At 67.6% G+C, this 24,183-nt stretch carries 24 protein-coding genes and 1 tRNA gene; 5 read left to right on the top strand and 20 right to left on the bottom strand.

Annotation, left to right across the window (positions count from 1 at the left end):
- Positions 1-2: 2 nt before the first annotated feature.
- The 4 genes from NUW51_RS10405 to NUW51_RS10390 are packed head-to-tail and all read right to left on the bottom strand — an operon-like array spanning position 3 to position 4,479.
- The gene (locus NUW51_RS10405; protein ID WP_265587454.1) at positions 3-1,010 is read right to left on the bottom strand and encodes a DNA polymerase III subunit delta; all 1,008 of its coding nucleotides are present in this window, start codon (positions 1,008-1,010) and stop codon (positions 3-5) included.
- Positions 1,007-1,513, bottom strand: a complete 507-nt coding sequence (lptE, locus tag NUW51_RS10400; RefSeq protein WP_265587453.1) for an LPS assembly lipoprotein LptE — start codon at positions 1,511-1,513, stop codon at positions 1,007-1,009. The genes NUW51_RS10405 and lptE overlap by 4 nt, the downstream gene beginning before the upstream one ends.
- Entirely contained in the window at positions 1,510-4,032 is a 2,523-nt protein-coding gene (gene leuS / locus NUW51_RS10395) for a leucine--tRNA ligase (RefSeq protein ID WP_265587452.1), read from the bottom strand. The genes lptE and leuS overlap by 4 nt, the downstream gene beginning before the upstream one ends.
- Positions 4,033-4,035: 3 nt before the next feature.
- A complete protein-coding gene (locus tag NUW51_RS10390) occupies positions 4,036-4,479 on the bottom strand; it encodes a DUF3576 domain-containing protein (protein WP_265587451.1) in 444 nt (147 codons plus the stop codon).
- Between the two features lie 175 nt (positions 4,480-4,654).
- On the opposite strand from NUW51_RS10390, the gene NUW51_RS10385 reads away from it, so the two are divergent.
- Entirely contained in the window at positions 4,655-5,413 is a 759-nt protein-coding gene (locus NUW51_RS10385) for a hypothetical protein (RefSeq protein WP_265587450.1), read from the top strand.
- An 18-nt stretch (positions 5,414-5,431) separates the two neighbouring features.
- On the opposite strand, the gene NUW51_RS10380 is transcribed toward NUW51_RS10385, so the two are convergent.
- Positions 5,432-5,950: a thiamine phosphate synthase gene (locus NUW51_RS10380; RefSeq protein WP_265587449.1), complete on the bottom strand. Its 519-nt coding sequence runs from the start codon at positions 5,948-5,950 to the stop codon at positions 5,432-5,434.
- Between the two features lie 22 nt (positions 5,951-5,972).
- Here NUW51_RS10380 and NUW51_RS10375 point away from each other — a divergent pair, with 22 nt between their 5' ends.
- Entirely contained in the window at positions 5,973-6,620 is a 648-nt protein-coding gene (locus NUW51_RS10375) for a YggS family pyridoxal phosphate-dependent enzyme (RefSeq protein WP_265587448.1), read from the top strand.
- A gap of 5 nt (positions 6,621-6,625) precedes the next feature.
- Here NUW51_RS10375 and ribA read toward each other — a convergent pair whose 3' ends face one another.
- From ribA to NUW51_RS10355, 4 genes are all read right to left on the bottom strand, one after another.
- Positions 6,626-7,669, bottom strand: coding sequence for a GTP cyclohydrolase II (gene ribA, locus NUW51_RS10370; RefSeq protein WP_265587447.1), 1,044 nt, complete (start codon positions 7,667-7,669; stop codon positions 6,626-6,628).
- Positions 7,666-8,457, bottom strand: coding sequence for an exodeoxyribonuclease III (gene xth, locus NUW51_RS10365; RefSeq protein WP_265587446.1), 792 nt, complete (start codon positions 8,455-8,457; stop codon positions 7,666-7,668). Before xth ends, ribA begins: the two co-directional genes overlap by 4 nt.
- Positions 8,458-8,734: 277 nt before the next feature.
- Positions 8,735-9,352, bottom strand: a complete 618-nt coding sequence (locus NUW51_RS10360) for a LolA family protein (protein WP_265587445.1) — start codon at positions 9,350-9,352, stop codon at positions 8,735-8,737.
- A gap of 92 nt (positions 9,353-9,444) precedes the next feature.
- A complete protein-coding gene (locus tag NUW51_RS10355; RefSeq protein ID WP_265587444.1) occupies positions 9,445-11,787 on the bottom strand; it encodes an FtsK/SpoIIIE family DNA translocase in 2,343 nt (780 codons plus the stop codon).
- Between the two features lie 95 nt (positions 11,788-11,882).
- Between NUW51_RS10355 and NUW51_RS10350 the strand changes: the two genes are divergently transcribed.
- Positions 11,883-13,094 carry a UbiH/UbiF/VisC/COQ6 family ubiquinone biosynthesis hydroxylase gene (locus NUW51_RS10350; protein WP_265587443.1) on the top strand — a complete coding sequence of 404 codons (1,212 nt, stop codon included), beginning with the start codon at positions 11,883-11,885 and terminating at the stop codon, positions 13,092-13,094.
- A 4-nt stretch (positions 13,095-13,098) separates the two neighbouring features.
- Here the strand turns inward: NUW51_RS10350 and NUW51_RS10345 are convergent, their stop codons facing one another.
- Genes NUW51_RS10345 through NUW51_RS10330 form a run of 4 tightly spaced genes read right to left on the bottom strand, consistent with a single transcriptional unit; the run spans position 13,099 to position 15,462 of the window.
- The gene (locus tag NUW51_RS10345) at positions 13,099-13,473 is read right to left on the bottom strand and encodes a hypothetical protein (protein ID WP_265587442.1); all 375 of its coding nucleotides are present in this window, start codon (positions 13,471-13,473) and stop codon (positions 13,099-13,101) included.
- 59 nt (positions 13,474-13,532) lie between these two features.
- Positions 13,533-13,925: a hypothetical protein gene (locus tag NUW51_RS10340; protein WP_265587441.1), complete on the bottom strand. Its 393-nt coding sequence runs from the start codon at positions 13,923-13,925 to the stop codon at positions 13,533-13,535.
- Complete coding sequence (locus NUW51_RS10335) at positions 13,922-14,554, bottom strand: LON peptidase substrate-binding domain-containing protein (protein ID WP_265587440.1); 633 nt, start codon at positions 14,552-14,554, stop codon at positions 13,922-13,924. The genes NUW51_RS10340 and NUW51_RS10335 overlap by 4 nt, the downstream gene beginning before the upstream one ends.
- The gene (locus tag NUW51_RS10330; RefSeq protein ID WP_265587439.1) at positions 14,551-15,462 is read right to left on the bottom strand and encodes a tetratricopeptide repeat protein; all 912 of its coding nucleotides are present in this window, start codon (positions 15,460-15,462) and stop codon (positions 14,551-14,553) included. Before NUW51_RS10330 ends, NUW51_RS10335 begins: the two co-directional genes overlap by 4 nt.
- A 170-nt stretch (positions 15,463-15,632) precedes the next feature.
- On the opposite strand from NUW51_RS10330, the gene NUW51_RS10325 reads away from it, so the two are divergent.
- Positions 15,633-15,707, top strand: a tRNA-Gly gene (locus tag NUW51_RS10325).
- A 173-nt stretch (positions 15,708-15,880) separates the two neighbouring features.
- On the top strand, positions 15,881-16,393 hold the full coding sequence (locus NUW51_RS10320) for a DUF2721 domain-containing protein (protein WP_265587438.1): 513 nt from the start codon (positions 15,881-15,883) through the stop codon (positions 16,391-16,393).
- On the opposite strand, the gene trpA is transcribed toward NUW51_RS10320, so the two are convergent.
- From trpA to aroF, 7 genes are read right to left on the bottom strand one after another with little or no spacing between them, the layout of a single operon-like run.
- Positions 16,390-17,187, bottom strand: coding sequence for a tryptophan synthase subunit alpha (gene trpA / locus NUW51_RS10315; protein ID WP_265587437.1), 798 nt, complete (start codon positions 17,185-17,187; stop codon positions 16,390-16,392). The two genes, NUW51_RS10320 and trpA, sit on opposite strands and share 4 nt — an antisense overlap.
- A complete protein-coding gene (trpB, locus tag NUW51_RS10310; RefSeq protein WP_265587436.1) occupies positions 17,184-18,407 on the bottom strand; it encodes a tryptophan synthase subunit beta in 1,224 nt (407 codons plus the stop codon). The genes trpA and trpB overlap by 4 nt, the downstream gene beginning before the upstream one ends.
- Positions 18,404-19,780, bottom strand: coding sequence for a bifunctional indole-3-glycerol-phosphate synthase TrpC/phosphoribosylanthranilate isomerase TrpF (trpCF, locus tag NUW51_RS10305; RefSeq protein ID WP_265587435.1), 1,377 nt, complete (start codon positions 19,778-19,780; stop codon positions 18,404-18,406). Before trpCF ends, trpB begins: the two co-directional genes overlap by 4 nt.
- The gene (gene trpD, locus NUW51_RS10300) at positions 19,773-20,813 is read right to left on the bottom strand and encodes an anthranilate phosphoribosyltransferase (protein WP_265587434.1); all 1,041 of its coding nucleotides are present in this window, start codon (positions 20,811-20,813) and stop codon (positions 19,773-19,775) included. The genes trpCF and trpD overlap by 8 nt, the downstream gene beginning before the upstream one ends.
- A gap of 11 nt (positions 20,814-20,824) precedes the next feature.
- Complete coding sequence (locus NUW51_RS10295; RefSeq protein WP_265587433.1) at positions 20,825-21,424, bottom strand: aminodeoxychorismate/anthranilate synthase component II; 600 nt, start codon at positions 21,422-21,424, stop codon at positions 20,825-20,827.
- Positions 21,421-22,929: a chorismate-binding protein gene (locus tag NUW51_RS10290; protein WP_265587432.1), complete on the bottom strand. Its 1,509-nt coding sequence runs from the start codon at positions 22,927-22,929 to the stop codon at positions 21,421-21,423. Before NUW51_RS10290 ends, NUW51_RS10295 begins: the two co-directional genes overlap by 4 nt.
- Positions 22,926-23,939, bottom strand: coding sequence for a 3-deoxy-7-phosphoheptulonate synthase (gene aroF / locus NUW51_RS10285; RefSeq protein WP_265587431.1), 1,014 nt, complete (start codon positions 23,937-23,939; stop codon positions 22,926-22,928). Before aroF ends, NUW51_RS10290 begins: the two co-directional genes overlap by 4 nt.
- Between the last annotated feature and the right edge of the window lie 244 nt (positions 23,940-24,183).

Here is a 24,183-nt window from a genome sequence, read left to right as displayed (position 1 = left end):
ACTCAACGCCGGACTGGCTGCTTGGCGGCGCGCGCGATGGTGAGCAATTCCTCGCCCAGCGCCGCGCGCTTGTCGCCCGGCTTGAGCATGACGGCGCGCTCGGCGCTCATGGCGCGCGCTGCGAGGCGGTCGAGCTGGGGGACGGGCCATTTGACGAGCAGCCGCGAGACGAGCGGCTTGTCCTTCCAGAAGAGCGCCCTGCCCTGCGACGCAATGACCTGCTGGCTGGATTCGCCGCCCGCGACCCGCGCTGCCAGCGGCAGGAGTTGCTGCACGCGGCGCTGCACCGCGCGCCAGACGAGCACCGACTCGGTCGCCTGTGGCGACAGGGCGGCGAGCGCGGCTTCCACGGCAGCGATATCGCCATCCATGGCGCTGTCCCCCACCCCCATCCATTCGGTCGCGCCATAAGCGGCGCCAATGGCATCGACGGCAGCATGGTCGACATGGGTGTCGGGATGCATGAAGAGCGCGATCTTCTCGACCTCGCTGGAGGCGATGTCGCGGTTGAGATCGCAGCTTTCGGCGATTCGCTCGGCAACGCCTTCATCGGCGGAGAGGCCGCGCGCTCCGAGGAGGAGGCCGACCTCGCGTACCATGTCGCGCAGCGAGGGTTCGTAGCTGATGAGCGCGGTGGCCTCGTTCGAACTTTCCACCAATTTCAACAGCTTGCTGGCCTTGGTTAGCGCGCCGGCGATGGCGATGACCGGATGTTCGGTGGCCGGAGCGCCGAGGAGCGCCTCGGCTGCAGGTGTGAATTCGTTGCCGACGGGTTCGAGCCAGAAGAGCTTGCTATCGCCGAAAAGCCCCGCGCTCGCGGCTTCGTCGACGAGACGGCCGGGATCGCCCTTGAAGCCCGAGGGATCGAGGCTGTTGCGCTCGCCACCCAGATGGCTGGCGAGGCGCGCGGCGGCACCGCGCGATCCGGCGACGTCGACGCCGTGGAACAGGTAGAGGCGAAGCGGGTCACGCTTCAGATATTGGGCGATCTCCGAAGCTTTACCCTTCACCGGCGCGCCGTACGGTCGAAATAAAGCGCGAGTCGGGCGACGATGTCGTCGGCGACCTCCATGCTCAGCCGCTCCACCGCGCTCTGCTCGGCGGCGACGGTCGCATAGGGCGACGAGGTGATGTCGATGCCCGCGTCCGAGCCGGCGGTGGCGTCGACCAGCGTCTCGCCGGTGGCGAGGTCGATGAGCTGGTAGCGCGCGCGCAGCGTGCGCCGCTCGCGCGTGGCTCCGGCATCGCCGCGCAGGCCGAATTTGGTGATATCGTCGTCGATGAGGACGTCGAGGCGATAGCGCGGGCTGTCGGCGCCGCCAGCCACTGCCAGGCGGTCAACGAGTGCGTTGCGTAGCAGCCAGCCCGAACGCTCGTCGATTGGCGTGACCTCGATCATGCCGAGCGACTGAGCGGTCGCCGAGCTCGCCCCTGCCCCGTAGAGCGGCCGCAGCCCGCACGAGGCGAGCGGCAGCGACGCGCCGAGGAGCAGGAGGGCGAGCGTGCGGGTCACGCGACGATGTTCACGAGGCGATCGGGCACGACGATGACTTTGCGCGGGGCCGCGCCCTGCAACTGCGCCTGGATCTTGTCGAGCGCGAGCGCCTGTGCCTCGACCTCGTCCTTGGGGGTGCCGCGCGCGATGCTCATCTTGTCGCGAAGCTTGCCGTTGACCTGGACGACGATGATGGCCTCGTCGCTGACGAGCTTGGCGGGATCGTGGCTCGGCCAGACGCTGGTGGCGATGAGCCCCTCCCCGCCGCGCAGCGCATGGGCTTCCTCGGCAAGGTGCGGGGCCATCGGCGCGATGAGGTGGAGGAGCGTGTCGATGACGCTGTCACGAGTGGCGGATTCGCGCGCTTTTTCCACGGCGGCCACGAGTTCGTAGAGGGCCGCGATGGCTTTGTTGAACTGCAAGCCCTCGATCGCGGCAGAGACGGCGGCGATGGCCTGGTGGCGCTTGACGTCGAGATCCTTGTCCTCGCCGGTGGCCCGGCGCGGCGCGCCTGCGAGCTTCCACACGCGCTGGACGAAGCGATTGGCACCCTCGATTCCGCCCTCGGACCATTCGAGGTCGCGTTCGGGGGGAGAATCGGAGAGCATGAACCAGCGCACCGCATCGGCGCCGTAGCGTTCGATCATCGGGTCGGGATCGACCACGTTGCGCTTGGATTTGCTCATTTTCTCGACGCGGCCGCGGGCGACTTCAGCCCCGTTGGCGCGCTCGACCAGCGCGCCATCCTCGCCGACGCCCAGTTCCTCGGGAGCGAGCCAACGCCCATCGAGGCTCTTGTAGGTCTCGTGGGTGACCATGCCCTGCGTGAACAGGCCGGCGAAGGGCTCGGGCGCCTCGAGGTCGGTGACCTTGGACAGCGCGCGGGCGATGAAGCGGGCGTAGAGGAGATGCAGGATCGCATGCTCGACCCCGCCGATATATTGACCGACGGGGAGCCACTGATTGGCCTCGGCGGCATCGAACGGCTTGTCGGTCGGCTGCGAGGCGAAGCGGATATAGTACCAGCTCGAATCGACGAAGGTGTCGAGCGTATCGGTCTCGCGGCGCGCCGCGCTGCCGCACTTGGGGCAGGTTGTCGCCTGCCATTGTGCGTGGCGGTCGAGCGGGTTGCCTGGGACGTCGAAACTGACGTCCTCGGGCAGCACGACCGGGAGCTGGTCTTTCGGCACCGGCTGCGGGCCGCAATCCTCGCAGTGGATGATCGGGATGGGGGTGCCCCAGTAGCGCTGGCGACTGACGCCCCAGTCGCGCAGGCGATAGGTCGTCTTCGCTTCGCCCCAGCGTTGCTGCTGGGCGCGGGCGATCACTTCGGCCTTGGCGGCGGCGGTGTCCATCCCGTCGAGAAAGCGCGAATTGACCGCGACACCGGGATCGGTGTCCGCCTCCCCCTCGATGGGCTGGTCGGCCGCATCGGGGGATGCGGCAACGACGCGGGTGATGGGCAGGCCGTATTTGGTGGCGAATTCGAAGTCGCGCTGATCATGGCCGGGGACGCCGAAGACGGCGCCGGTGCCATAGTCCATGAGGACGAAATTGGCGATGAAAACCGGGAGTTTCCATTCCGGATCAAAGGGATGCACCGCGCCAAGCCCGGTGTTGTAGCCCTCTTTCTCGGCCGTCTCGATCTCGGCGGCGCTGGTGCCACCCTGCTTGACCTTGGTGATGAAGGCGGCGGCTTCGGGATTGTCCTTAGCGATGGCCTGCGCAAGTGGATGGTCGGCGGCGACGGCGACGAAGCTCGACCCGAAGATAGTGTCGGGGCGCGTGGTGAAGACGGTGACCTTGTCTTCCTCGCCGGCCTTGGCGTCGAGCTGGAAGTCGAATTGCATGCCGACCGACTTGCCGATCCAGTTTTCCTGCATCAGCCGAACCTTGTCGGGCCAGCGATCGAGGCTGCCGAGGCCGTCGAGCAGTTCCTCGGCGAAGTCGGTAATGCGGAAGAACCACTGCGAGAGCTTCTTGCGCTCGACCGGCGCGCCCGAGCGCCAGCCCTTGCCGTCGATGACCTGCTCGTTGGCGAGCACGGTCATGTCGACGGGGTCCCAGTTCACTTCGCTTTCCTTGCGGAAGACGAGGCCGGCCTCGTAGAGTGCGAGGAACAGCGCTTGTTCGTGGCCGTAATAGTCGGGATCGCAGGTCGCGAGCTCGCGGCTCCAGTCGAGCGCGAAACCGAGACGCTTCAGCTGCGCGCGCATGGCCGCGATATTCTCATAGGTCCAGGCGCCCGGATGGACCTTGCGCTCCATCGCGGCATTTTCGGCGGGCATGCCGAAGGCGTCCCACCCCATCGGGTGGAGGACTTCGAAGCCCTGCTTGCGCTTGTAGCGCGCAAGGACGTCACCCATCGTGTAATTGCGGACATGGCCCATGTGGATGCGCCCCGAGGGATAGGGGAACATCTCGAGGACATAGGCCTTCGGGCGGGCAGACGCGCTGTCCGCCTCGAAGGTGCTTTCACTGTCCCATTTGTCCTGCCAGCGCCGCTCGGCGGCCGCCGAGTCGAAGCGGTCGGTCATGATTTATCCTGCAGGGGCGATGGTGGTGCGGCGAATGTCGCGGGCGCGGGTGAGGATGATGTCCTCGAGCTTCTGCACCGTGGCGGCCTCGACCGGGGCGACGGTCCAGACGCCATTGTTGTTCACTTCACGGATCGCGGTGACGCGCACGGCATCGGCGCGCAGGCTCGCATCGAGAATCGCGGCGGTGAGCTTGATGCGCTCGCCCGGCGTATTGGGATCGGCATACCAGTCGGTCAGCACGATGCCGTTGCCGGCGTCGGCCTGGAGCAGCGGCGCGAAGCTGAGCGTGTCGATCGCGGCCTGATAGAGATAGGCGTTGACGCCGATCTGGGTCATCTGGCTCGGCGCGACCGCGACCGGGGCCATCGCCCGGTTGCCACCGCCACAGGCGGTGAGCGCGAGCGCGCTGGCGGCAAGGGCAGCGGGGATCAAGGGGAATTTCATGACGATAGGCCTCATCGATATTGGTCTTCGGAACGGTGACTAGCCCCCTCGCCGCCCCTTGTGAAGGCGGATCATTGTGGGACGAATGACACAGTTCGCATGAAAGCGGATTCTGAGTCATGGAACGATCACGTTGCCCACGCTATGTATCGGTGAAGGATTGGAGTCGTACCAAGTGTCGAAGCAGGGGATCATCAGCACCGCGAAGGGCAAGCGCGCAGGCGCGATGCTCGGGCTGGCGCTCGCCCTTGGCATGGCCACGACCTCGATTCCCGCGATCGCCGCGAGCATCGCCGACGGGGCCGGTGCGCCGCCGCCGTCCTCGCGCACGGTCGCCGGGCGCTTCACGCCGGCTGGTGCCGATCCGCGCCTCGCGGCGGCCTTTGCCGACAAGAAACGCGAGGCGATTAGCTTCACGCCCGCCGGTGCCGAACGCAAGGAAGCGCGTCGTGTCGAAGTCGCCGTGCGCGGTTCCTCGAGCGCGGCGCCGACACCCGCGCCGACGCGCCGGGTCGCCGAGGCGGTCGATACGCAGCGCCGGACCGCGACACTGACGCCGAGCGATTACGATCTCGGGGTCGATGTCGGCTGGAAGCGTTTCCGCCTGTCGACCGAAGTGGCCGAAGAGAATAACCAGGGCGGCGCCGCGCTGGTCGATCGTGGCCGTGCGCGCGTGGGCCTGTCCTATGGCACGCGGGTGAGCGGGCAGGTCGCCGTGTCGGCGGATCGCGAGACGAGCCGGGCCGTGCCAGGCATTCGCGCGACCGACAGTTATGCGCTCGACGTCGGCGGCGCGGTGCGCATCACCAACAATATCGCGATCACCGGCGGCGTGCGCTATCGCGTCGACCAAGAACGCCTGCCCGAGCCCGATGTGGACGGTCGCCGCTACGACAGCCAGGCTGTCTATGTCGGCACGAAGCTTCGCTTCTAGACCAAGCCGTTGAAATTATTACACTTTTAGTGCGCTGATGCCTGCCCATCCGAGGAAGTGCGCGCGCAGTGGGCGATAGCGCCCTTCATTCATGCCGCCCAGCGCCACGGCAGGGCAGGCGGCGAGCCGCGCCAAGCGGATCGCCGCGCTTGTCCCAAGAGGCGCCGCGCTCGGATGCGAGGCCGTGGCGTGGACGGGCGACACATAGACCAGCGCTGCGCCGAGACGCCGCGCGGCAAGGGCCTCGGCGCTGTCATGAACGGGGAGGCTGAACGGCAGGCCGCCGGTCGGGCCGCCCGGCCGGTGAACCATCGCCGCGCCGACCGCATGGGCTAGCGCGACATCGCCCGCGACGGAGAAGAGATGGCCGCGCGCGGCGGCGAGGCGCGCGATACGAAACGCCAATGCGTACCGCTCGGGCGGCGCTAGCGCATCGTGGCGCAGGACGATTCCGCTGCCGCGCGGCAAGGCAAGGAGCGAGCGCCAAAGGTGCGCGCCCAATCGCTCGTCGGTGAAGAGGGTCTGGCGGGGATGCATCGCCTCTCCTATAGCGCGGCGCATGGACAGACTGGAAGAGATGAAGGCGCGGATCGCGCTGGCGGCGAAGCGCGCCGGGCGCGAGGTGCGGCCGACGCTGGTCGCCGTCTCGAAGACGCGCGAGGCCGACGACATCCGCCCGCTCCTCGAGGCGGGGCAGCGCGACTTTGGCGAAAATCGCGTGCAGGAAGCGGAGGCCAAATGGCCCGCGCTGCGCGAGGAATATCCCGATGTTCGGCTGCACATGGTCGGCCAGCTGCAGTCGAACAAGGCCGAGGATGCGGTGCGGCTGTTCGACGCGATTCACTCGGTCGATCGCCCGTCGCTGGTGAAGGCCATCGCGGCGGCCAAGACCAAGCTCGGCAGGCAGCCCGAGCTCTACGTCCAGGTCAATATTGGGGCGGAGGCGCAGAAGGGTGGGGTTTCGACCGCCGATCTGGGCGACTTGCTCGCGCTGGCGCAGGACCAAGGGCTCGAAATCGCAGGCCTGATGTGCATTCCGCCCGCCGATCTTGAAAGTTCGCCCTTTTTCGCCCTGCTCGCCGAATTGGCGCGGCGCCACGAGGTAGCGGGCTTGTCGATGGGAATGACCCACGATGTCGAGCAAGCGGTAATGCAGGGGGCGACGATCGTGCGTATCGGCACCGCACTGTTCGGGCCGCGCGGCTGACAAATTTAGTCGAGGTGGCCTGAGCGCGCCTTCTTGGTCGCGATATAGTCGGCATTGTGCGGGTTGGTCGGCAGGTGATGCGCGACGCGTTCGCACACTTTGATCCCTTCGGCCTCCAGCCCGGCCATCTTGGCGGGATTGTTGGTGAGGAGGCGCACCTCGCGCACGCCCAGGGCCTCCAGCATGGCGGCGGCGAGGCCGTAATCTCGCGCATCGTCGGCAAAGCCGAGGCGCCTATTGGCATCGACCGTATCGAGACCACGATCCTGGAGCGCATAGGCGCGCAGCTTGTTGGCGAGGCCGATGCCGCGCCCTTCCTGGCGCAAGTAGAGGAGAATGCCACCGCCCGAGACGCCGATGAGGCGGAGCGCCTCGTCGAGCTGGGGACCGCAGTCGCATTTGAGACTGCCGAACACATCGCCGGTGAGGCATTCCGAATGCAGGCGGACGAGCGGGGGCTGGCCGGCGAAGGCGCCGACGATCATCGCGGCATGTTCGGCGCCGGTCTGCCCATCGCGGAAGACCGCCATCTGCGAGGGCGGGAGGTCGTGCATGGGAATTTGTGCGCGGCTGACGAGCGTGACGCTGCGGCGCGCTTCCGCGAAGGCGGCGAGCGAGACAACGGGAAGGTCGTGCGATCGGGCAAGGATACGTGCGGCGGGCATGAGCCCGGCAAAGCGGAGCAGCGCCAGAGCGGCCGCATCTAGAGGGCCGGCGGCCGTGGTCTCGAAGGGCCCTGAGGGAGCGCGCTCGAAATCCTTCGCGGGATCGACGAGCAACAGGGCGCTTTGGTGGTCAAAGCTAGCGCCGGGAGCGATGCGGGTCGCCGCTTCGCCCGAGACTGCCTTCTGGTTCGCAAGGCCGAGCGCGGCGGCGCGTTCGCCGCTAAGCAGGAGCGCGGCGGTATCGGCGTCCAGCTCATCACGGATCGCGGCGCTGGCGGTTTCCAGTGGAAGGATGGCGAGCGTCGCGCCCTGGCCCTCGATGGCGACGGGCATGCCGAGCCGGAGCCGGGCGACCGCGCGGTCGAGGGAGAGCGGGTCGCTCAAAGCTCGACCTCGCAAACGAGCGGCACATGGTCCGACGGCTTTTCCCATCCGCGCACGGGTTCGTGCACTTCGTGCGCGACGACCTTGTCGGCGAGCGCGGGGCTGGCCCACATATGGTCGAGGCGGCGGCCGCGGTCGTTCTTGGTGTAATCCTTCGAGCGATAGCTCCACCAGGTGTAGCAGCGCTCGGGCGCCGGGATGAATCGGCGGCCGAGGTCGACGAAGTCATGCGCCTGCTGGAGACGGGCGAGCGCCTCGACCTCGATCGGCGTGTGGCTGACGACCTTGAGAAGCGCCTTGTGGCTCCACACGTCGCACTCCAGAGGTGCCACATTGAAGTCACCCACGAGCAAAGTCGGCTCAGCCAACTTTTGAGCCCACGACGTCATGCGCTCAAGAAAATCGAGCTTCTGGCCGAATTTGGGATTCTCGTCGCGGTCGGGAATGTCGCCGCCGGCGGGAATGTAGACATTCTCGAGCCGGAACGTCCCTGCGATCCGCACGCCGATATGGCGCGCCTCGCCATTGTCCTGCCAGTCGTGGCGCAGGTCCTCTTCGAGCGGGATCTTCGAAATGGTGGCCACGCCATGGTGCATGCGCTGGCCGTTGAGCGCGATATGCTCGTAACCGCGTTCGGTGAAGAAGCCCTGCGGAAAGGCCGTGTTGTCGGCCTTGGTTTCCTGGAGGCAGAGGATATCGGGATCGGCCTGTTCGAGGAAACGGCTGACGAGGTCGGGACGCGCGCGCACCGAGTTGATGTTCCAGCTGGCAATCTTGAGACGGGTCACGAAGGGGCCTTCTTGGCAAAAGGAGATTTGCGGCGATCCTTAGCGGTCCTGCTCGCCCCCCGCAAACCTTCGCGCCGCGGGGCTCGGACCCATATGCAAAAGGCCCCCGCTCCGGGGGCGTGGAGCGAGGGCCGACCTAGCGTTCGTCACGCAAGGCGATGGTCGATTGTCCCGGGTAACAGGGGGAAACCCCGGATATCGACGATCACCTATTTTTATACGAGTCGATTGCTTTCAAATTGCTGAACAAAATTTTCATTCGAAACGGAAAAAATCCTTATGCCGGATCGCGATAGCTGAATTTGCTGTCGGCAATCGCGACATTGTAGCGCTGGTTCTTGAGGCTGATCGCGGTGCGCTTGTTCTGCGCGTCAATCGCGGTCCAGCCTTCGAGGCGCAGGCCGCCCGGATAGGCCTGGTTCTTGGTGAAAGCGAGGATCAGCGTGCCGAATTCGGGGCGGCGCGCATCGCGGGCGCGCACGATGACGACGCGATCATCCTGGCTCGGCACGATGCGAGCGATGCGGCCAAGGTCGGGATTGTTGTCCAAGAGCACCGAGAGCGGCGAATTCTTGATCTCCCAGCTCGATTTCTGGCCGACTTCATAGTCGATGAAGTGGAGGTTGGAGCCATCGCCGACGAGCAGCATGTTCGCGTTGCTGCCATAATCGAAGCGCACCTTGCCCGGGCGCTTGAGGCTGAGCTGGCCCGAGACCGAGCGATTCTTGCCGTCGGTCTGGGTGAAGGTCGCGGTCATCGACCGGGTCGCGGCGAGATGACCCTCGACCTGTTCGATGCTCGGCTTGGCGCGCTGGGCGTCGACCGGCGCCGTCAAGGTCACGGCGAGAGCGGCAACGGGAAGCGCGGCATATTTGGCGATGGACATCATCGGCATGGAACTCCTGAAAATCTAAAGGCCCTGATAGGCGTCCACGGTTGAATGCGCTCTGAACCCCGCGGTTCCGCGCCGTTCAGCCGAAGCGAAGGCTAGATCGGCTGGCCGTCGCGGTCGATGAGGACATCGCGCCGACCGACATGGTCGGGCGGGCCGACGAGGCCTTCATCCTCCATCCGCTCGATCAGGCGCGCGGCGGTGTTGTAGCCGACGCGCAGCTGTCGCTGGAGGTAGGAGGTGGAGGCCTTCTGGCTGGTGGCGACGATCTGGATCGCCTGACGTAGCTGTTGCGTCTCGGGATCCTCGTCGCCAGTGGGTTCGCCATCGAGGCTGAACCCGCCGTCCTCAGGCTCCTCGGTGACCGCCTGGATATAGTCGGGCGTGCCCTGGCCGCGCCAGAAATCGGCGACCGCGCGCACTTCCTCGTCAGACACGAAGGGGCCGTGGACGCGCTCGATCTTCTTGCCGCCGGGCATGTAGAGCATGTCGCCCTTGCCGAGCAGCTGTTCGGCGCCCTGCTCGCCGAGGATGGTGCGCGAATCGATCTTGCTGGTGACGGCGAAGCTGATGCGGGTCGGCAGGTTCGCCTTGATGACCCCGGTGATGACATCGACCGACGGGCGCTGCGTCGCCATGATGAGGTGGATGCCGGCGGCGCGCGCCTTCTGGGCGAGGCGCTGGATGAGGAATTCGACTTCCTTGCCCGCGGTCATCATGAGGTCGGCAAGTTCGTCGACGACGACGACGATCTGAGGCAAGGGCGCGTAATCCAGTTCCTCGATCTCGTAGGTCGGCTGGCCGGTATCGGCGTCGTAACCGGTCTGCACCTTGCGCTCCAATGGCTTGCCCTTGGCACGGGCCTCGACGACCTTCTTGTTGAAGCCTGAGAGCTGCCGCACCGACAGGCTGGCCATCATACGATAGCGTTCCTCCATCTGCTCGACGGTCCATTTGAGGGCGCGAATCGCCTTTTGCGGCTCGGTCACCACGGGGGCGAGGAGATGCGGGATGTCGTCGTAGATCGACAGTTCGAGCATCTTGGGATCGATCATGATCATCCGGCACTCGTCGGGGCTCAGGCGATAGAGCAGGCTCATGATCATCGCGTTGAGGCCGACCGACTTGCCCGAGCCGGTGGTGCCCGCGACGAGCAGGTGGGGCATGGGGGCGAGGTCGGCGATGACCGGCTCGCCGCCGATATTCTTGCCGAGAATGATGGGGAGCGAGCGATTGTCGCCGGCAAAATCTTCGGACGCCAGGAGTTCGCGCATGTTGACCATGTCGCGTTCGTTGTTAGGCAGTTCGATGCCGATGACGCTGCGCCCGGGGATGGTGGCGACGCGTGCCGAGAGGGCGGACATGTTGCGCGCGATGTCGTCGGCGAGCTGGATGACGCGGCTGGCCTTGATGCCGCTGGCGGGTTCGAGCTCATACATGGTGACGACGGGGCCGGGCTTTACCTCGACGATGTCGCCGCGGACGTGGAAATCCTCGAGCACGCTTTCGAGCAGGCGCGCGTTGCGCTCGAGCGCGGCCTTGTCGATCTTGGCGTTGACCGCCTCGCCCGGAGGCGCGAGCAGTTCGAGCGCGGGGAGTTCGTAGCCATCGCCGAGGGCGAGGCTGGCCTGCTGGCCGCTGGCAGGGCGTTTGGGGCGCGGGCTGGCGGCGGCGATGACCGGCGCGGCAGGCTCGGCGACCTCGACCTCGGAGCGGGGCGGACGCGCCGTCTTTCGCTCTTTCTTCCTTTCTTTCAATGGCTTGACGGTCTTCTCGCGGCGCAGGCTGGGGGTCGGGAGCGCATCGCGGCTGGGGACCAGTCCGGCGAGCGTCTCGCGTTCTTCCTCTCGCAGCGCAAGCGCCATGAGGAACAGTGCGATGCCGCCCAGCGCGGCAATGATGAGGAGCGAGAGGCGCACCGGCCCTTCGATCACGGCATCGCCAATCAGCGCGACGCCGGCATCGACCAGTCCTGCGCCGCCCATGCCGCCGAGCCCGCCCCAGCCGGCAGGCAGTTCGCTGACGTTGCTGTCGGACAAGAGCGACAAGGCCGTGCCGATACCGAGCGCGGCCCCGATGCCGAGGAGGACCGGGCGCCAGCCGCTGCCGGTTTCGGCAAGGCGCAGGTGGCGCCAGCCGCCGACAAGGAGCAGGGGCACGAACAGGATGGCGGCGAGCCCGAAGGCCTGGAGGACAATGTCGCTGGCATAGGCGCCCAGCCCGCCGAGCCAATTGTCCGCCGGACCGCCCGCCGCGGTCGACAGCGAGGGGTCGGTCCGCGAGTGACTGGCGAGCGACAAGGCGAGCGCGACCCCGCCGCCGAGCAGGCCAAGCCCGCCCAGACGCCGTCCGATCACGCTCAAGAATCCCGGACTTGTGTCTTTCGCGGCGCTCTTGCCGCGCGTTGCCTTGACCGCCTTGGTCGCCTTGGTCGCCATGCCCATTCCCCTTCGTGCGCTCCAATATAGCGGGCGCGCCATGGGGGCGGTCAACGCCCTATCGCACCCGCGCGAAAATGCCTATCGAGAGGGCCATGAGCGATGTCATCATCCAGGGCGGCGGTCTCGTCGGCCTCGCTTTCGCCGCCGCGCTCGACAGCGCGGGCCTCAAGGCCACGCTGGTCGACCCCGCCGACCCCGACGCGCGCGCCAATACCGCCTTCGACGGGCGCACCAGCGCGGTCAGTTCCTCCTCGCAGCGGATGTTCGATGTCGTCGGCATCACCGACCATTTCCCGCAGCCCGGCTGTCCGATCGAGACGATCCGGGTCGCCGACGGCCTTCAGCCGGGCGCGCTGTCTTTCGATGCAGACGAGGACGGGCCGCTGGGGTTCATGCATGAAAACAGACACTTGCGCTCGGCCCTGATCGCGCGGGCGCGCGCGGCCAAGCATCTCGACCTGCGCTTCGGGCGCCATGCGGTGCAGACGGTGCGCGATGCCCATGGCGTGCGCATGACGCTCGACGATGGCAGCGAGATCGCCGCGCCCTTGCTGGTCGCGGCCGAGGGGCGCAATTCGCCGAGCCGTGCGGCGGCGGGCATTCGCGTCGCGACCTGGAAATATGACCATGACGCGATCGTCTCGGTGTTGAGCCACGAAAAGCCGCACGAAGGCGTGGCGTGGGAGATTTTCTATCCGCAGGGCCCATTCGCGCTCTTGCCGATGAACGATCTTGAAGACGGGACGCATCGCTCTGCGATCGTCTGGTCGGTGCCCAAGGAGAATAGCGCGGGGCTGCTCAAGCTCTCGGACGAGGATTTCGCAGGCGAGGCGCAGGCGGCGGCGGGTGGTTTCCTCGGCAAGTTCGCGATGCTCAACCCGCGCTCGACCTATCCGCTCGGCTATCACCGCACCGCGCGGGTGACCGACGAGCGGCTGGTGTTGATCGGCGATGCCGCCCATGGCGTGCATCCGATCGCGGGGCAGGGGGTGAACCTTGGCTATCGCGATGCGGCGGCGCTGGCTGAAGTGCTGGTCGAGGGGCGCAGGCTGGGGATGGACCTCGGCGATGCGACGCTGCTCGAGCGTTATGCGCGCTGGCGCGGGGTCGATGCCTTGGGCGTGGCGCTGTCGACCGATGGTTTCGTGCGCATGTTCGGGGTTCCGGGGCGCACCGCGTCGGCGGTGCGGCGGCTGGGCATGGGGCTGATCGATAGGATCGGCCCGCTGAAAGAACGGCTGAAGGCCGAGGCGCAAGGCACCTCTGGCGACCTGCCGCTCCTGCTGCGCGGATTGCCGATCTGAAGACTCAGTCCTTCCAGGTGACGAGCGGGCGGTAGGCTTTCCGCATGCGAAAACCGAGAATGATCAGCCCGACGAGCCAGAAGGCGGCCCAGGGATAATCGGCGGTGAGCGTCACATGGAACAGGAAGATCCACACGACGGTCGGCGCGAGGATGGCGACGCCCAGCGGCGCGGTACGCTTCCAGATGAGAGCGGCCCCGCCAACGATGAAACTGGCGGAGGCGAGCTGCATCGGGAAAGCGGCGCGATTGGCCTCGAGCAGCGCCACCGCGTCGGGCTGCGTCGTCGCGGGCGGCTTGATCCCGAGGAAGGGCGCGAGGCCCCAGAACAGGAACCAGGCACCATAAGCGATGCGAAAAAGCGTGAATGCGGTTTTCATGGATCGTCCCCCTGTCGCCATGTGTCGCCGCGATCGCGCGCAGATGCAAGCCGGGTCGCCTAGCGAGGGAGCAACTCTTCTACGGCGCGTTCGCGGACGGCGGCCCGTTGGCGCGGGCGGGTCATGATGAAGGTGCCGCTCACGCCGCGGATCGACCAGCGGCCTGCGATCTCCGCCTCGTCGGCGTCGACCTCTCCCTCATAGTGCACCGGATCGGGAAAGCGGACGAGGTCGTCGTAGATCTTGGTGAAACGGACGCTGCTGCCCTCGCGCGATCCGGAGGCGGTGGCGCTCAGGAGCGCTGCGCCGCGATGAAGGGGCGAGGGATCGTCGTCGATGAGAAGCGACAGCGCCCCACCGGCGTCGCGCAGCTGCGCCGTGAAGCCGAAGCTGCGCATCGAGGGCCCGTAAAAGTAGGCGCCGGTCCAGCGACCCGACAGGTCGGCGCTCATTGCAGGGTCTGGTCGGCCTCGGGTCCGCCGGGCGCGATGCGCTGGAACTGCATGAGCTGGACGAGGAGGTCGGCGCGGCCGGCAAGATTGGCTTCTTCGAGCAGCGCCTGTTTGGAGGGGATGTCGAAGGGGGCGACCTGCGCGATGGCGTTGACCAGCGTCTCGTCGTCGAGCTGGCTGACCGCTTCCCAGTCGACATCGAGCCCCAATGCGGTGCCGAAGGCGCGGGCTTCCTCCTCGACGCTGACCCGGCGGGCGGGGCCCAGCGTGCCGACGATGTCGTCATCGAAGGCGGCGAGGTCGACGTCCAACTGGCGGTAGAGCGTGTCGACTTCGGGTTCGCGGATGAAGCGGAAGCGCTCGACGCCTTCGAGGATGATGTTGAAGCGCCCGTCGTCCAGCTCCTCGAGCGCGACGATGTCGCCGATGCAGCCGACCTGGTGAAGGCGCTGGTCGTCCTCGGGATCGAGCGGCTGGATCATGGCGATGCGGCCATCCCCGTCGATCGCGGCGCGTACCATGTCGCGATAGCGCGCCTCGAAGATGTGCAGCGGCAATTGCGCGCGCGGGAAGAGGATCGCCCCGGCGAGCGGAAAGATACGCACGCGGGTGGGGCGGGCATCCATCATGTGAAGAGCTTGGCCGAGAGGCGGCGGCGCTGCTGGCGCGACCAGTCGTCTTCCAGCCCCGCGGCCTCGATCAGTTCAAGGAAGGTGGAGCGTGCCTTGCCCTCTTCCCAATCCTTGTCGCGCCCGATGATTTCGAGAAGGTTGTCGGCGGCGGCATCGCGCTGGCCCGCGGCCATGGCGGCCTCGGCGAGCTTGTAGCGCGCTTCATGGTCGTTCGCGTCGGCTTCCAATCGCGCGATATAGGGGCTGGTGTCGACGGCCTCCTCGCCCATGCTCGCCATCTTCAGCTGGGCGCGGGCCTGCGCGACGGCGGGGTCGGCGGCGATCTTGTCATCGAGCCCGTCGAGGAGTGTCTTCGCCGCCTCGACTTGTCCGCCGAGGATTTGCGCGCGCGCCATGCCGGCGACCACCTTGGGATGGTTGGAAGCCATTTCCATGAGCTGCGAAAAGAGGATCATGGCGCGTTCGCCATCGCCTGCCTCGAGTACTTCTTCGCCCATCGCAAGGAGCGGTTCGAGCTGCTGTTCGACCGTCTGCGCTTCGCCCTCGAGCGGGAGCTGGCGGACCATCTGGTCCAATACCTGGCCGAGTTGGCCGGGGGTACGATATTGGGTGAGGTCGCCGAGCGGCTGGCCCTGGAAGATCGCATAGACGGTCGGCACCGACTGGATACGGAACTGGGCAGCGATGAATTTCTGCTCGTCGACATCGACCTTCACGAGGATGACGCCCTTGTCGGCATAATCGGCCGCGACCTGTTCCAGGATCGGGGTCAGCTGCTTGCACGGCCCGCACCAGCTGGCGGTGAACTGGAGGATGACCAGCTTGGACATGGAGGGGTTGATTACCTCCTCCTCGAAACGCTTGAGCGCCGCCTTGTCGTCCTCGGTCATTCCCAGCGTGGCCATGGTGCTCGTCCCCATCAATTCATGTTCGGTTCGTCCGTCATATGGGGTTCGCGGGGCATTGCACAACCGGGACGCAAATTTAGGGTTGCAGCGATGGGCGGTCCCCGCTATCTGCCCGTCCACCCAGTCGGGAGACAGCGCCAAGCGCCTGATTCCCGGCACGCCAGTGAGCGGGCGTAGCTCAGGGGTAGAGCATCACCTTGCCAAGGTGAGGGTCGGGCGTTCGAATCGCCTCGCCCGCTCCATTTTCCTAAATCGACCAGACGATGACGTCGCGACGCGGATGCTCCGTGGGCGCGGCGATCGCTTGTCTTTCGTCGAGACGCCGGGGCAGGCCCCGGCTTTGGCGAATCGCCTCGGTGTTTTTGGTTTTTGCTTCGACCGGGTAGCGCTACAGTCGCGCATGAAGGGGAGCCTCATGATCGAATTGCTGGCGAGTGTCGGGGTATCCGACCTCATCGCGCGGACGGCGTCGACGCCGAAGGTGCAGGGGATCTTGCAGACGAGCCTTGCGCCGGTGTTCCTGCTGGCGGGGATCGGGGCGTTTCTCAATGTGATGAACGGGCGACTGACCTGGCTGGTCGAGCGGGTGAATCTCATCGAGAGCGCGCTGGAAGAGCGCGACAATGTGCGGCTGGCCGAACAATTGCCGCTGCTGCTGAGGCGCCAACGCTATGCGCATCATGCGGTCAACCTGTCGACCGCGGCGGCGCTGATGATCTGCCTTGTCGTCGCGCTCCTGTTCGTCTCGGCCTTCGTGCGCACCGCGATGGGGACGTGGGTCGCGATTGCGTGGATCGGAGCGATGGGGCTGATCTTTGCGGCACTGACCTTCTTCCTTCGCGAGACGTCGCTGGCGACGCGCAACCTTGCCGACAGCCGCGAACTGTCGCGCAAGATCGCCGAGAAGGACGGTGAGGCGTCGGCCTAGCGCGTTCCCGACTTGAGCTCGGCGACAAGGGCGCGAACGGCGGCGACCGGATCGTCCGAACCCTGCGCCGCGGCGACGATGGCGCTGCCCGAGATGACGCCAGCCGCGCCCGCCGCGATACCGGCGCGAACCTGTTCGGGCGTCGAGATGCCGAAGCCGAGGATAGGGGGCGGCGCGCCCAAGGCACGAAGCCGCTCGAACAGCGCGTCATGGTCGAGCGCCATGTCGCTTCGCTGTCCCGTCACGCCCGTGCGGGCAACGCAATAGGTATAGCCCGACCCGAGGTCGGCGATGCGTTCGAGCGCGGCATCGCCGGTGTTTGGCGCGGCGATGAGCACGGGGTCGAGCCCGACGGCGCGCGCGGCGGCGGCAAAGCGCGGTGCTTCGAGGCTGGGCACGTCGGCGACGAGCAGGCTGTCGGCGCCCGCCTCGGTGGCGGCACGGCAGAAAGCCTCGATGCCGCGCGAGACGACGAGATTGGCGTAGGTGAGAATACCGATCGGCACGTCGGGATGCGCGGCGCGCACCTCGGCGATGAGATCGAGCGAGGCCTGCGGCGTCATGCCCGCGGCGAGCGCGCGGTCGGCGGCGGCCTGGATCACCGGGCCGTCGGCGACGGGATCGGAGAAGGCGATGCCGACCTCGAGCATGTCGGCCCCGCCCTCGACACAGGCGGTGAGCAGCGCGAGGCTGGTGTCGGCGTCGGGGTCGCCGAGCATGAGGAAGGCGCCCAGCGCGCCCTCGTTCGCGGCATCGAGGCGGGCGAACATCTTGCCGTAGCGCTGACTGCTCATGACGCGAGGCCTACCAACTGCATCGCCTGTGCTTGGCCAAAAACTTCCCCCAGAAGCTTTTGTGCCTGCGCAATGTCTTTATCGCCTCGACCGGAGAGATTGACGAGGATGACCTTCTCCTCGCCCGCGGCTTGCGCGGCTTCGACCTGCTTGAACCCCTCGGCGAGCGCATGGGCGGTCTCGAGGGCGGGAATGATGCCTTCCTCGCGCGCGAGGCGCTGGAAGGCGGCGATGGCTTCGGCGTCGGTCGCGCCGACATAGGTGGCGCGGCCCGAGGCCATGAGATGAGCATGTTCGGGGCCGACGGCGGGATAGTCGAGGCCTGCCGAGACCGACCAGCTTTCGCCGACCTGGCCATGGTCGTCCTGCATCAGATAGGTCTCTGCACCGTGGAGGATGCCACGCTTTCCCTTTTGCAGGGTGGCACCATGCTCGCCGCTGTCCATGCCCTTGCCCGCCGCCTCGACGCCGACCAGCGCGACGCCCTCGTCGGGCACGAAGTGGTGGAAGATGCCGATGGCATTGGAGCCGCCGCCAACGCAGGCGATGACGCTGTCGGGAAGGCGGCCCTCGCGCTCCAGCATCTGTTCGCGCGCCTCCTTGCCGATCACCGCCTGGAAGTCGCGCACCATCTGCGGGAAGGGGTGGGGACCGGCGACGGTGCCGAGGAGATAATGGGTGTCGGCGAAGCTGGCGGTCCAGTCGCGCAAGGCCTCGTTGACCGCGTCCTTCAGCGTGCGGCTGCCGATTTCGACGGGCACGACCTCGGCGCCCATGAGGCGCATGCGAAAGACGTTCAAGGCCTGCCGCTCGACGTCGAGGGCGCCCATGTAGATGCGCGTTTCCATGCCGAACAGCGCGCCCGCGATGGCGGTGGCGACGCCATGCTGGCCCGCGCCCGTCTCGGCGATGAGGCGGGTCTTGCCCATGCGCTTGGCGAGCAGCGCCTGCGCGATGACCTGGTTGGTCTTGTGCGCGCCGCCGTGGAGCAGGTCCTCGCGCTTCAAGTACAGGCGCACGCGATCATCGCCGATGTTGCGGCAGCGGGTCAGCGCAGTCGGGCGACCGGCGTAGGTTCTCAGGAGATGATCGAGCTCGGCGAGGAAATCCTCGTCGCGAACCGCGGCGAGATAGGCGCCTTCCAATTGCTCGATCGCGGGGACGAGGATTTCGGGCACATAAGCGCCGCCGAAATCGCCGAAACGGCCGTCCTGCTTCACTGGCCGCTCCTCCGGTCGGGATGGCGTAGCGCGGCAAACAGCGCCTCGATCTTGGCGGGATCCTTGGTCCCGGGCGCGCTTTCGACGCCCGAGCAGATATCGAGGCCATAGGCGCCCGCCCGCGCGGCGAGCTGGACATTGTCGGGGCCGATGCCGCCCGCGAGGAACGCGCGGGTGAGATCGTCGCGGCCCGCGACCTGCGCCCAGTCGAAGGCGATGCCGGTGCCGCCCGACTGGCCGCCGACGAAGCTGTCGAACAGCGTGCGGTCGGCCTGCGGCACGGGGGCGGGGCCGTTCTCGCCGACGCTGGAGAGCGCCCAGCACTCGGTGCCGGGGCGCAGTTTGTCGCGCAGCGCCGAGACTTTCGCGTCGGCATCGGCCTCGTGCAGCTGGACCGCGTCGAGGCGCAGGATGCGGCTCGCCTCGGCGATGGCATCGACGGTCATGTCGCGGAACACGCCGACGGTTTTCATGCCGAAATCGCTGGCCAGCATGGTGAGCGTGCGCGCGCGCTCGACGTCGATGGCGCGCGGCGTGCCGGGAGCGAAGATGAAGCCGACATGGCTGGCGCCCTGGCGGGCGGCGAGGGCGACGTCGGCGACGCGGGTCATGCCGCATAGCTTGACCGGGCCATGGACGAGCGTTCGGGCGGCAAAGGCGATGTCGTCGGCGGCCATCAGTGCCGAGCCGACGAGAAAGCCGTCGACATGGGGGGCGAGCCGCTGCGCATCGGCATAGGTGGCGATGCCGCTCTCGCTGATCAGCGTGACGCCGCGCGGTACCTTGGGGGCGAGGCGCTCGGTCACGGCAAGGTCGGTGGTGAGGCTCTTGAGGTCGCGGTTGTTGATGCCGATGAGGGCGGCGCCGAGGCCGAGGGCGCGATCCAACTCCTCTTCATCATGGGTCTCGACGAGCACGTCCATGCCGAGGCGGGTCGCTTCGTCGATGACGGCGCGGGTTTCATCGTCGGTCAGGACCGAGAGCATGGCGAGGACGGCATCGGCCCCCGCGGCGCGGGCTTCGGTGACCTGGCGCGGATCGACGATGAAATCCTTGGCGAGGATGGGTCCGCCATAATCCTTGCGGAGGCGCGAGAGGAGGTCGAGCGACCCTCCGAAGTCGGCCTCGTCGGTGAGGATGCTGATGGCATCGGCGACGGGGCGATATGCGGCGAGCGCGGCCTCGGGGCTGTGCTTGGCAACATGACCCGAGGGGGAGCGGGGCTTCACCTCCATGATGAAGCGTGCGCCGGGCTTGGACAGGGCGGCGGCAAGGCTGCGGCTGGTCGGTTGGGCGCTGGGCTGACGCGTGGCGAAGCGATCGGCCACCTCGCGGCGCTTTCGGGTTACGATATCTCCAAGAACGTCACGCATTGCTTGCCTCCACATAGGTCTGGAGCACCGCCCCCGCCTTGCCCTCGTCGATTGCCGCGCCGGCAGCGGCGACCGCGTCGGCGAGCGTGGCGTGCAATCCGGCAAGGTGCAACAGCGCACCGGCATTCAGGGCGACCATGTCGCGCTCGGCCTTGCTCCCTTCGCCCGAAAGGATGGCGCGCAGGCGTTTTGCATTGTCCTCGGCGTCGCCGCCCGCGAGCGCTTTCAGCGGCGCGGGGTCGAGGCCGAGTTCCTCGGGGACGATGGTCTCTTCGGTGAGGGTGCCATCGTCGAGGCGCAGCGCGCGGCTGTCGGCGTGGAGTGCGAGTTCGTCGAGCCCAGCGCCATGGACGACCAGCGCCTTTTCGACGCCCATCGCTTCCAGCGTGCGGGCGATGCGGCGCATGAGGGTGGGGTCGGCGACGCCGAGCAACTGCACCTTTGGGCGCGCCGGATTGATGCAGGGGCCGAGGAGGTTCATCACCGTGCGCACGCCCAACTGGCGGCGGACGGGGCCCGCGTGGCGCATGCCGGGGTGATAGGCGGGGGCATAGAGAAAGGTGAAGCCGGTGTCGTCGAGCAGCTCGCGCGCTTGGGCGGCGGGCAGGTCGATGCGCGCGCCCAGCGCCTCGAGCACGTCGGCCGAGCCGCATTTGGAGCTGACCGAACGGTTGCCATGCTTGGCAATGGGTAGCCCGCAGGCGGCGGCGACGAAGGCGGCGGCGGTCGAGACGTTGATGATGCCCGAAGAATCGCCGCCGGTACCGCAGCAGTCGGCGAAGAGCGTGTCGGGGGAGGGAAAGGCCTCGGCCGCCTCGGCGAGCGCACGCGCGGCGCCGATCATTTCCGCCGCCGTCTCGCCCTTCATGCGCAGCGCGACGAGGACGCTGGCAATCTCGGCTTCGGACAGGCGGCCGAGGACGAGGCGCTCGAACAGGTGGCACGCTGCCTCGGCGGGAAGGTCCTCGCCCGACAGGAGCTTGGGCAGGGGATTGGGGACGGGGCCGTGGTCGGCGGGAAGCTGAGCGATCATGAGGGGGTCTTTCAGGCAGCGCGGGCAGGACGGTCGAGGGCGACCTTGGCCCATGTCAGGAGATTGCGGACGAGAAGGTCGCCGCGCGGGGTGAGGATCGATTCGGGGTGGAATTGGAGGCCGAGCTGGAGCCCGGCCTCGTCGCGCACTGCCATCGCCATGCCGTCATGTTCGGCATCGACCGTGAAGCGGTCGGGGAGGTCGCGGGAGGGGGTGCAAAGCGAATGGTAGCGCCCGACGATGAGCGGGTCGGGCAGATCGGCGAAAGGACCGGTCCCTGAATGGCGCATCGGCTGGGCGAGGGCATGGGCAGGAGCGAGGGCGCGGGTGACGGTGCCGCCTGCAGCCTCGACGATGGCTTGGTGGCCAAGACAGATGCCGATTAGCGGCACGCGGCCCCGCGCGGCGTTGCAGAGGGGCAGGATATTCCCGGCATCGGCGGGTGCGCCGGGGCCAGGTGAGAGGAGAAGCGCACCATTTTTCGCAGTTTCAAGGGCTTCGCTGACACTGATGCTATTGCGGCGCACTTGCACATCGGCGCCTGCGAGGCGGAAGGCCTCGACGAGGTTGAAGGTGAAGCTGTCGCGATTGTCGATGACGAGGAGCTTCATGCGGCGGCTCCCAGCGCGGCGAGGACGGCGCTCGCCTTGGCGCGCGTCTCGGCAGCCTCGGCGGCGGGGTCGGAGTGAGCGACGACGCCCGCGCCCGCGCGCACCTCGGCCATGCCGTTCGTGACGAAGGCCGAGCGGATGACCACTGCGCTGTCGAAGGCGCCGCGCGATCCAAGCACGCCGATGGCGCCGCCGTAGAAGCCGCGCTGGCGCGCCTCGTGAGCGCGGATCAGCTCGATGGCGCGCAGCTTCGGCGCGCCCGACAAGGTGCCAACGTTGAGACAGGCGCGGATTGCATCGACGAGATCGCCGCCCTCGGGGAGCAGCCCTTCGACGGTCGAGACTATGTGCATGACGCGGGCGAAGCGTTCGACGCGCATCAGACTGGTGACGCGGCGCGTGCCGGGGCGGGCGATGCGGGCGACGTCGTTGCGCGCCAAGTCGACCAGCATGAGATGCTCGGCGGTCTCCTTGGTGTCGAGGCGAAGCTCGGCCTCGAGGCGGTCGTCCTCGTCCGGAGTGGTGCCGCGCGGGCGGGTGCCGGCGATCGGGCTGACCGAGAGGCGCAGGCCGTCGGCGGACGGCGCGAGATGGACGGCGTTTTCGGGCGAGGCGCCGAAGAGGATGCCGTGACGGGTCTGGGCATAATACTGATAGGCCGAGGGGTCGGCGGCGACGAGGCGGCGGAAGGCCGCAAGCGGGTCGGGACAGGGCAGCGCGAAAGCGCGGCTGGGCACCGCCTGGAAGATGTCGCCCGCCGCGATATTGTCCTTGAGCGCCTTGACGGTGGCAGCGAAGGCGGCATCGTCCGCATCGGTCGTGACGGTCGTGGCGGCGGCCTCGTCGAGCCGGGGCGCGCGGGCCTGGTCGATCCGGGCGGCGAGCGCGCCGAGCTTTTCCTGCGCGAGGCAGAGGAAGCGGTGGTCCTCGCCCTGCTGCCCGGTGACGGCGGCGATGGCGAGGACACGTGCGCTGCCCGAAGGTTCGACGACGACGAGCGTCTCTGCGAGCCGGGCGAGAAGGTCGGGGAGCGGACCGCCGGGCGCGGCGACGCCGATCGGTTCGACCATGTCGGCATGATCGAAGCCGATGAGGGTGAAGAGCGCCAAGGCGTGGCTGTCATCCTCGCCGTCTCCCGCGAGCGCAGCGGCGGCGCGCAGCAAGTGGAGCGCGGTGGGGCGCGCGGCGCGCTCGGCCTCGTCGCCATCCTCGCTGGGCGGGGGAAAGGACAGGCGGGCGGATTCGGCGTCCTGCTCGACGACCTGCGCGGCAAGCGGGGCGAGGAGCGGGGCGAGGAGCGCCGCCCCTTGCGCCCCCGCGACCCGGACCTCGGCGCCATTGCCCTTGGCATCGATCGCGATGGCGCTGTCGCACAAGATCGCGGCGGTGCCGCCGGTGCGGCGGAAGATCATGCGCGCACGCCCCTCGGCATGGAGCGCGGCGAAGAGCGCGACCGGGTCGTGCACGCCTGGCAGGCGCCGGGAGAGGAGGCGGAGGTGGCTCACAAGTCGCGGCCCAGCGCGTGGAGTAGGCGCGACAGCTGGTGGCCCAATGCCTCCATCTGTTCGGGGTAGAGCGACTGCGGGCCGTCGGACAGCGCGGTGGCGGGGTCGATATGCACCTCGACCATCACGCCATCGGCTCCGGCGGCGGCGGCGGCGAGCGTCATGGGGGCGACGAGGCTGCGCTTGCCCGTGCCGTGACTGGGGTCGACGATGACCGGGAGGTGGGTCTTTTCCTTGAGCAGCGGGACGGCGGCGAGGTCGAGCGTGTTGCGCGTCGCGGTCTCGAAGGTGCGGATGCCGCGTTCGCATAGGATGACGTCGTCATTGCCCCCGGCGAGCACATATTCGGCGGCCATGAGAAGGTCGTCGATGCGCGCCGCCATGCCGCGCTTGAGGATGACGGGCTTGCCGCATTGGCCGACCGCTTTGAGCAATTCGAAATTCTGCATGTTGCGGGTGCCGATCTGAATGGCGTCGGCGGTGTCGAGGAAGCGGTCGAGATCCTTGGTGTCGACCAGTTCGGTGACCACCGGCATGTCCAGTTCGGCGCCGATGTCGCGCAGGAGGTCGAGCCCCTCGGGGCCCTTGCCCTGGAAACTGTAGGGGCTGGTGCGCGGCTTGTAGGCGCCGCCGCGAAGGATGCGCGCGCCGCCCGCCTTGGCGGCCTTGGCCGAAGCGCGAAGCTGGTCCTCGCTCTCGACCGCGCAGGGACCGGCGATGAGTGCGAAGCGGCCGCCGCCGACGGCGACATCGCCGATCTTCACCCGGCTGTCGTGCGGGTGAAGGTCGCGTGCGGCCAGCTTGTAGGGGGCGAGGATGGGCTTGACGCTCTCAACCGAGGGATCGGCCTCCAGCGCGAGTTCGGCGAGCACGCGTTCATCGCCCAGCGCGCCCAACACGACGCGTTCGGCGCCGGGCATGTGGAGCGGCTTCAGTCCTTTTTCCTCGATCCGCCCGAGGAGGCGGTCGATGGTATCCTGGGTGGCGTCGGGTTTCATCACGATGATCATGTCGGGGGTCTCTTTGGTCTCGGGAGGGAGAGGGGAAGAGAGCGGACCTGATCGTAGGTCGTGAAAAAGCCCGCTCGGTGGCGGGCTCGTCGTTCACAGATGCGTGAGCGCGGGCGCCGCCGTCAGGACGAACGCCACCACCACTGCAGGGCAGCGGTCGAGGAGATCAAAACGAGAGCGGTCTTACGCATACACGCGAGGAAGCCGCATTTCGGCGCGCGCGTCAAGCGGCAAAAAGGCCGTG

The organism is Sphingomicrobium arenosum (genome assembly GCF_026157085.1).
In the GTDB taxonomy this organism is placed as follows: Bacteria; Pseudomonadota; Alphaproteobacteria; order Sphingomonadales; family Sphingomonadaceae; genus Sphingomicrobium; species Sphingomicrobium arenosum.
This window is presented reverse-complemented; position numbering and strand designations above follow the sequence as displayed.

Bases quoted from the DNA above. Each gene is read 5' to 3' on its own strand.
- NUW51_RS10330 (WP_265587439.1), bottom strand. From the start codon at position 15,462: ATGGCCACGCTGGGAATGACCGAGGACGACAAGGCGGCGCTCAAGCGT.
- NUW51_RS10335 (WP_265587440.1), bottom strand. From the start codon at position 14,554: ATGATGGATGCCCGCCCCACCCGCGTGCGTATCTTTCCGCTCGCCGGG.
- NUW51_RS10360 (WP_265587445.1), bottom strand. From the start codon at position 9,352: ATGCCGATGATGTCCATCGCCAAATATGCCGCGCTTCCCGTTGCCGCT.
- leuS (WP_265587452.1), bottom strand. From the start codon at position 4,032: ATGACCGACCGCTTCGACTCGGCGGCCGCCGAGCGGCGCTGGCAGGAC.
- NUW51_RS10295 (WP_265587433.1), bottom strand. From the start codon at position 21,424: ATGAAGCTCCTCGTCATCGACAATCGCGACAGCTTCACCTTCAACCTC.
- trpD (WP_265587434.1), bottom strand. From the start codon at position 20,813: ATGATCGCTCAGCTTCCCGCCGACCACGGCCCCGTCCCCAATCCCCTG.
- NUW51_RS10320 (WP_265587438.1), top strand. From the start codon at position 15,881: ATGATCGAATTGCTGGCGAGTGTCGGGGTATCCGACCTCATCGCGCGG.
- trpCF (WP_265587435.1), bottom strand. From the start codon at position 19,780: ATGCGTGACGTTCTTGGAGATATCGTAACCCGAAAGCGCCGCGAGGTG.
- NUW51_RS10350 (WP_265587443.1), top strand. From the start codon at position 11,883: ATGAGCGATGTCATCATCCAGGGCGGCGGTCTCGTCGGCCTCGCTTTC.
- NUW51_RS10375 (WP_265587448.1), top strand. From the start codon at position 5,973: ATGGACAGACTGGAAGAGATGAAGGCGCGGATCGCGCTGGCGGCGAAG.
- aroF (WP_265587431.1), bottom strand. From the start codon at position 23,939: ATGATCATCGTGATGAAACCCGACGCCACCCAGGATACCATCGACCGC.
- NUW51_RS10340 (WP_265587441.1), bottom strand. From the start codon at position 13,925: ATGAGCGCCGACCTGTCGGGTCGCTGGACCGGCGCCTACTTTTACGGG.
- NUW51_RS10345 (WP_265587442.1), bottom strand. From the start codon at position 13,473: ATGAAAACCGCATTCACGCTTTTTCGCATCGCTTATGGTGCCTGGTTC.
- NUW51_RS10390 (WP_265587451.1), bottom strand. From the start codon at position 4,479: ATGAAATTCCCCTTGATCCCCGCTGCCCTTGCCGCCAGCGCGCTCGCG.
- NUW51_RS10355 (WP_265587444.1), bottom strand. From the start codon at position 11,787: ATGGCGACCAAGGCGACCAAGGCGGTCAAGGCAACGCGCGGCAAGAGC.
- NUW51_RS10380 (WP_265587449.1), bottom strand. From the start codon at position 5,950: ATGCATCCCCGCCAGACCCTCTTCACCGACGAGCGATTGGGCGCGCAC.
- trpA (WP_265587437.1), bottom strand. From the start codon at position 17,187: ATGAGCAGTCAGCGCTACGGCAAGATGTTCGCCCGCCTCGATGCCGCG.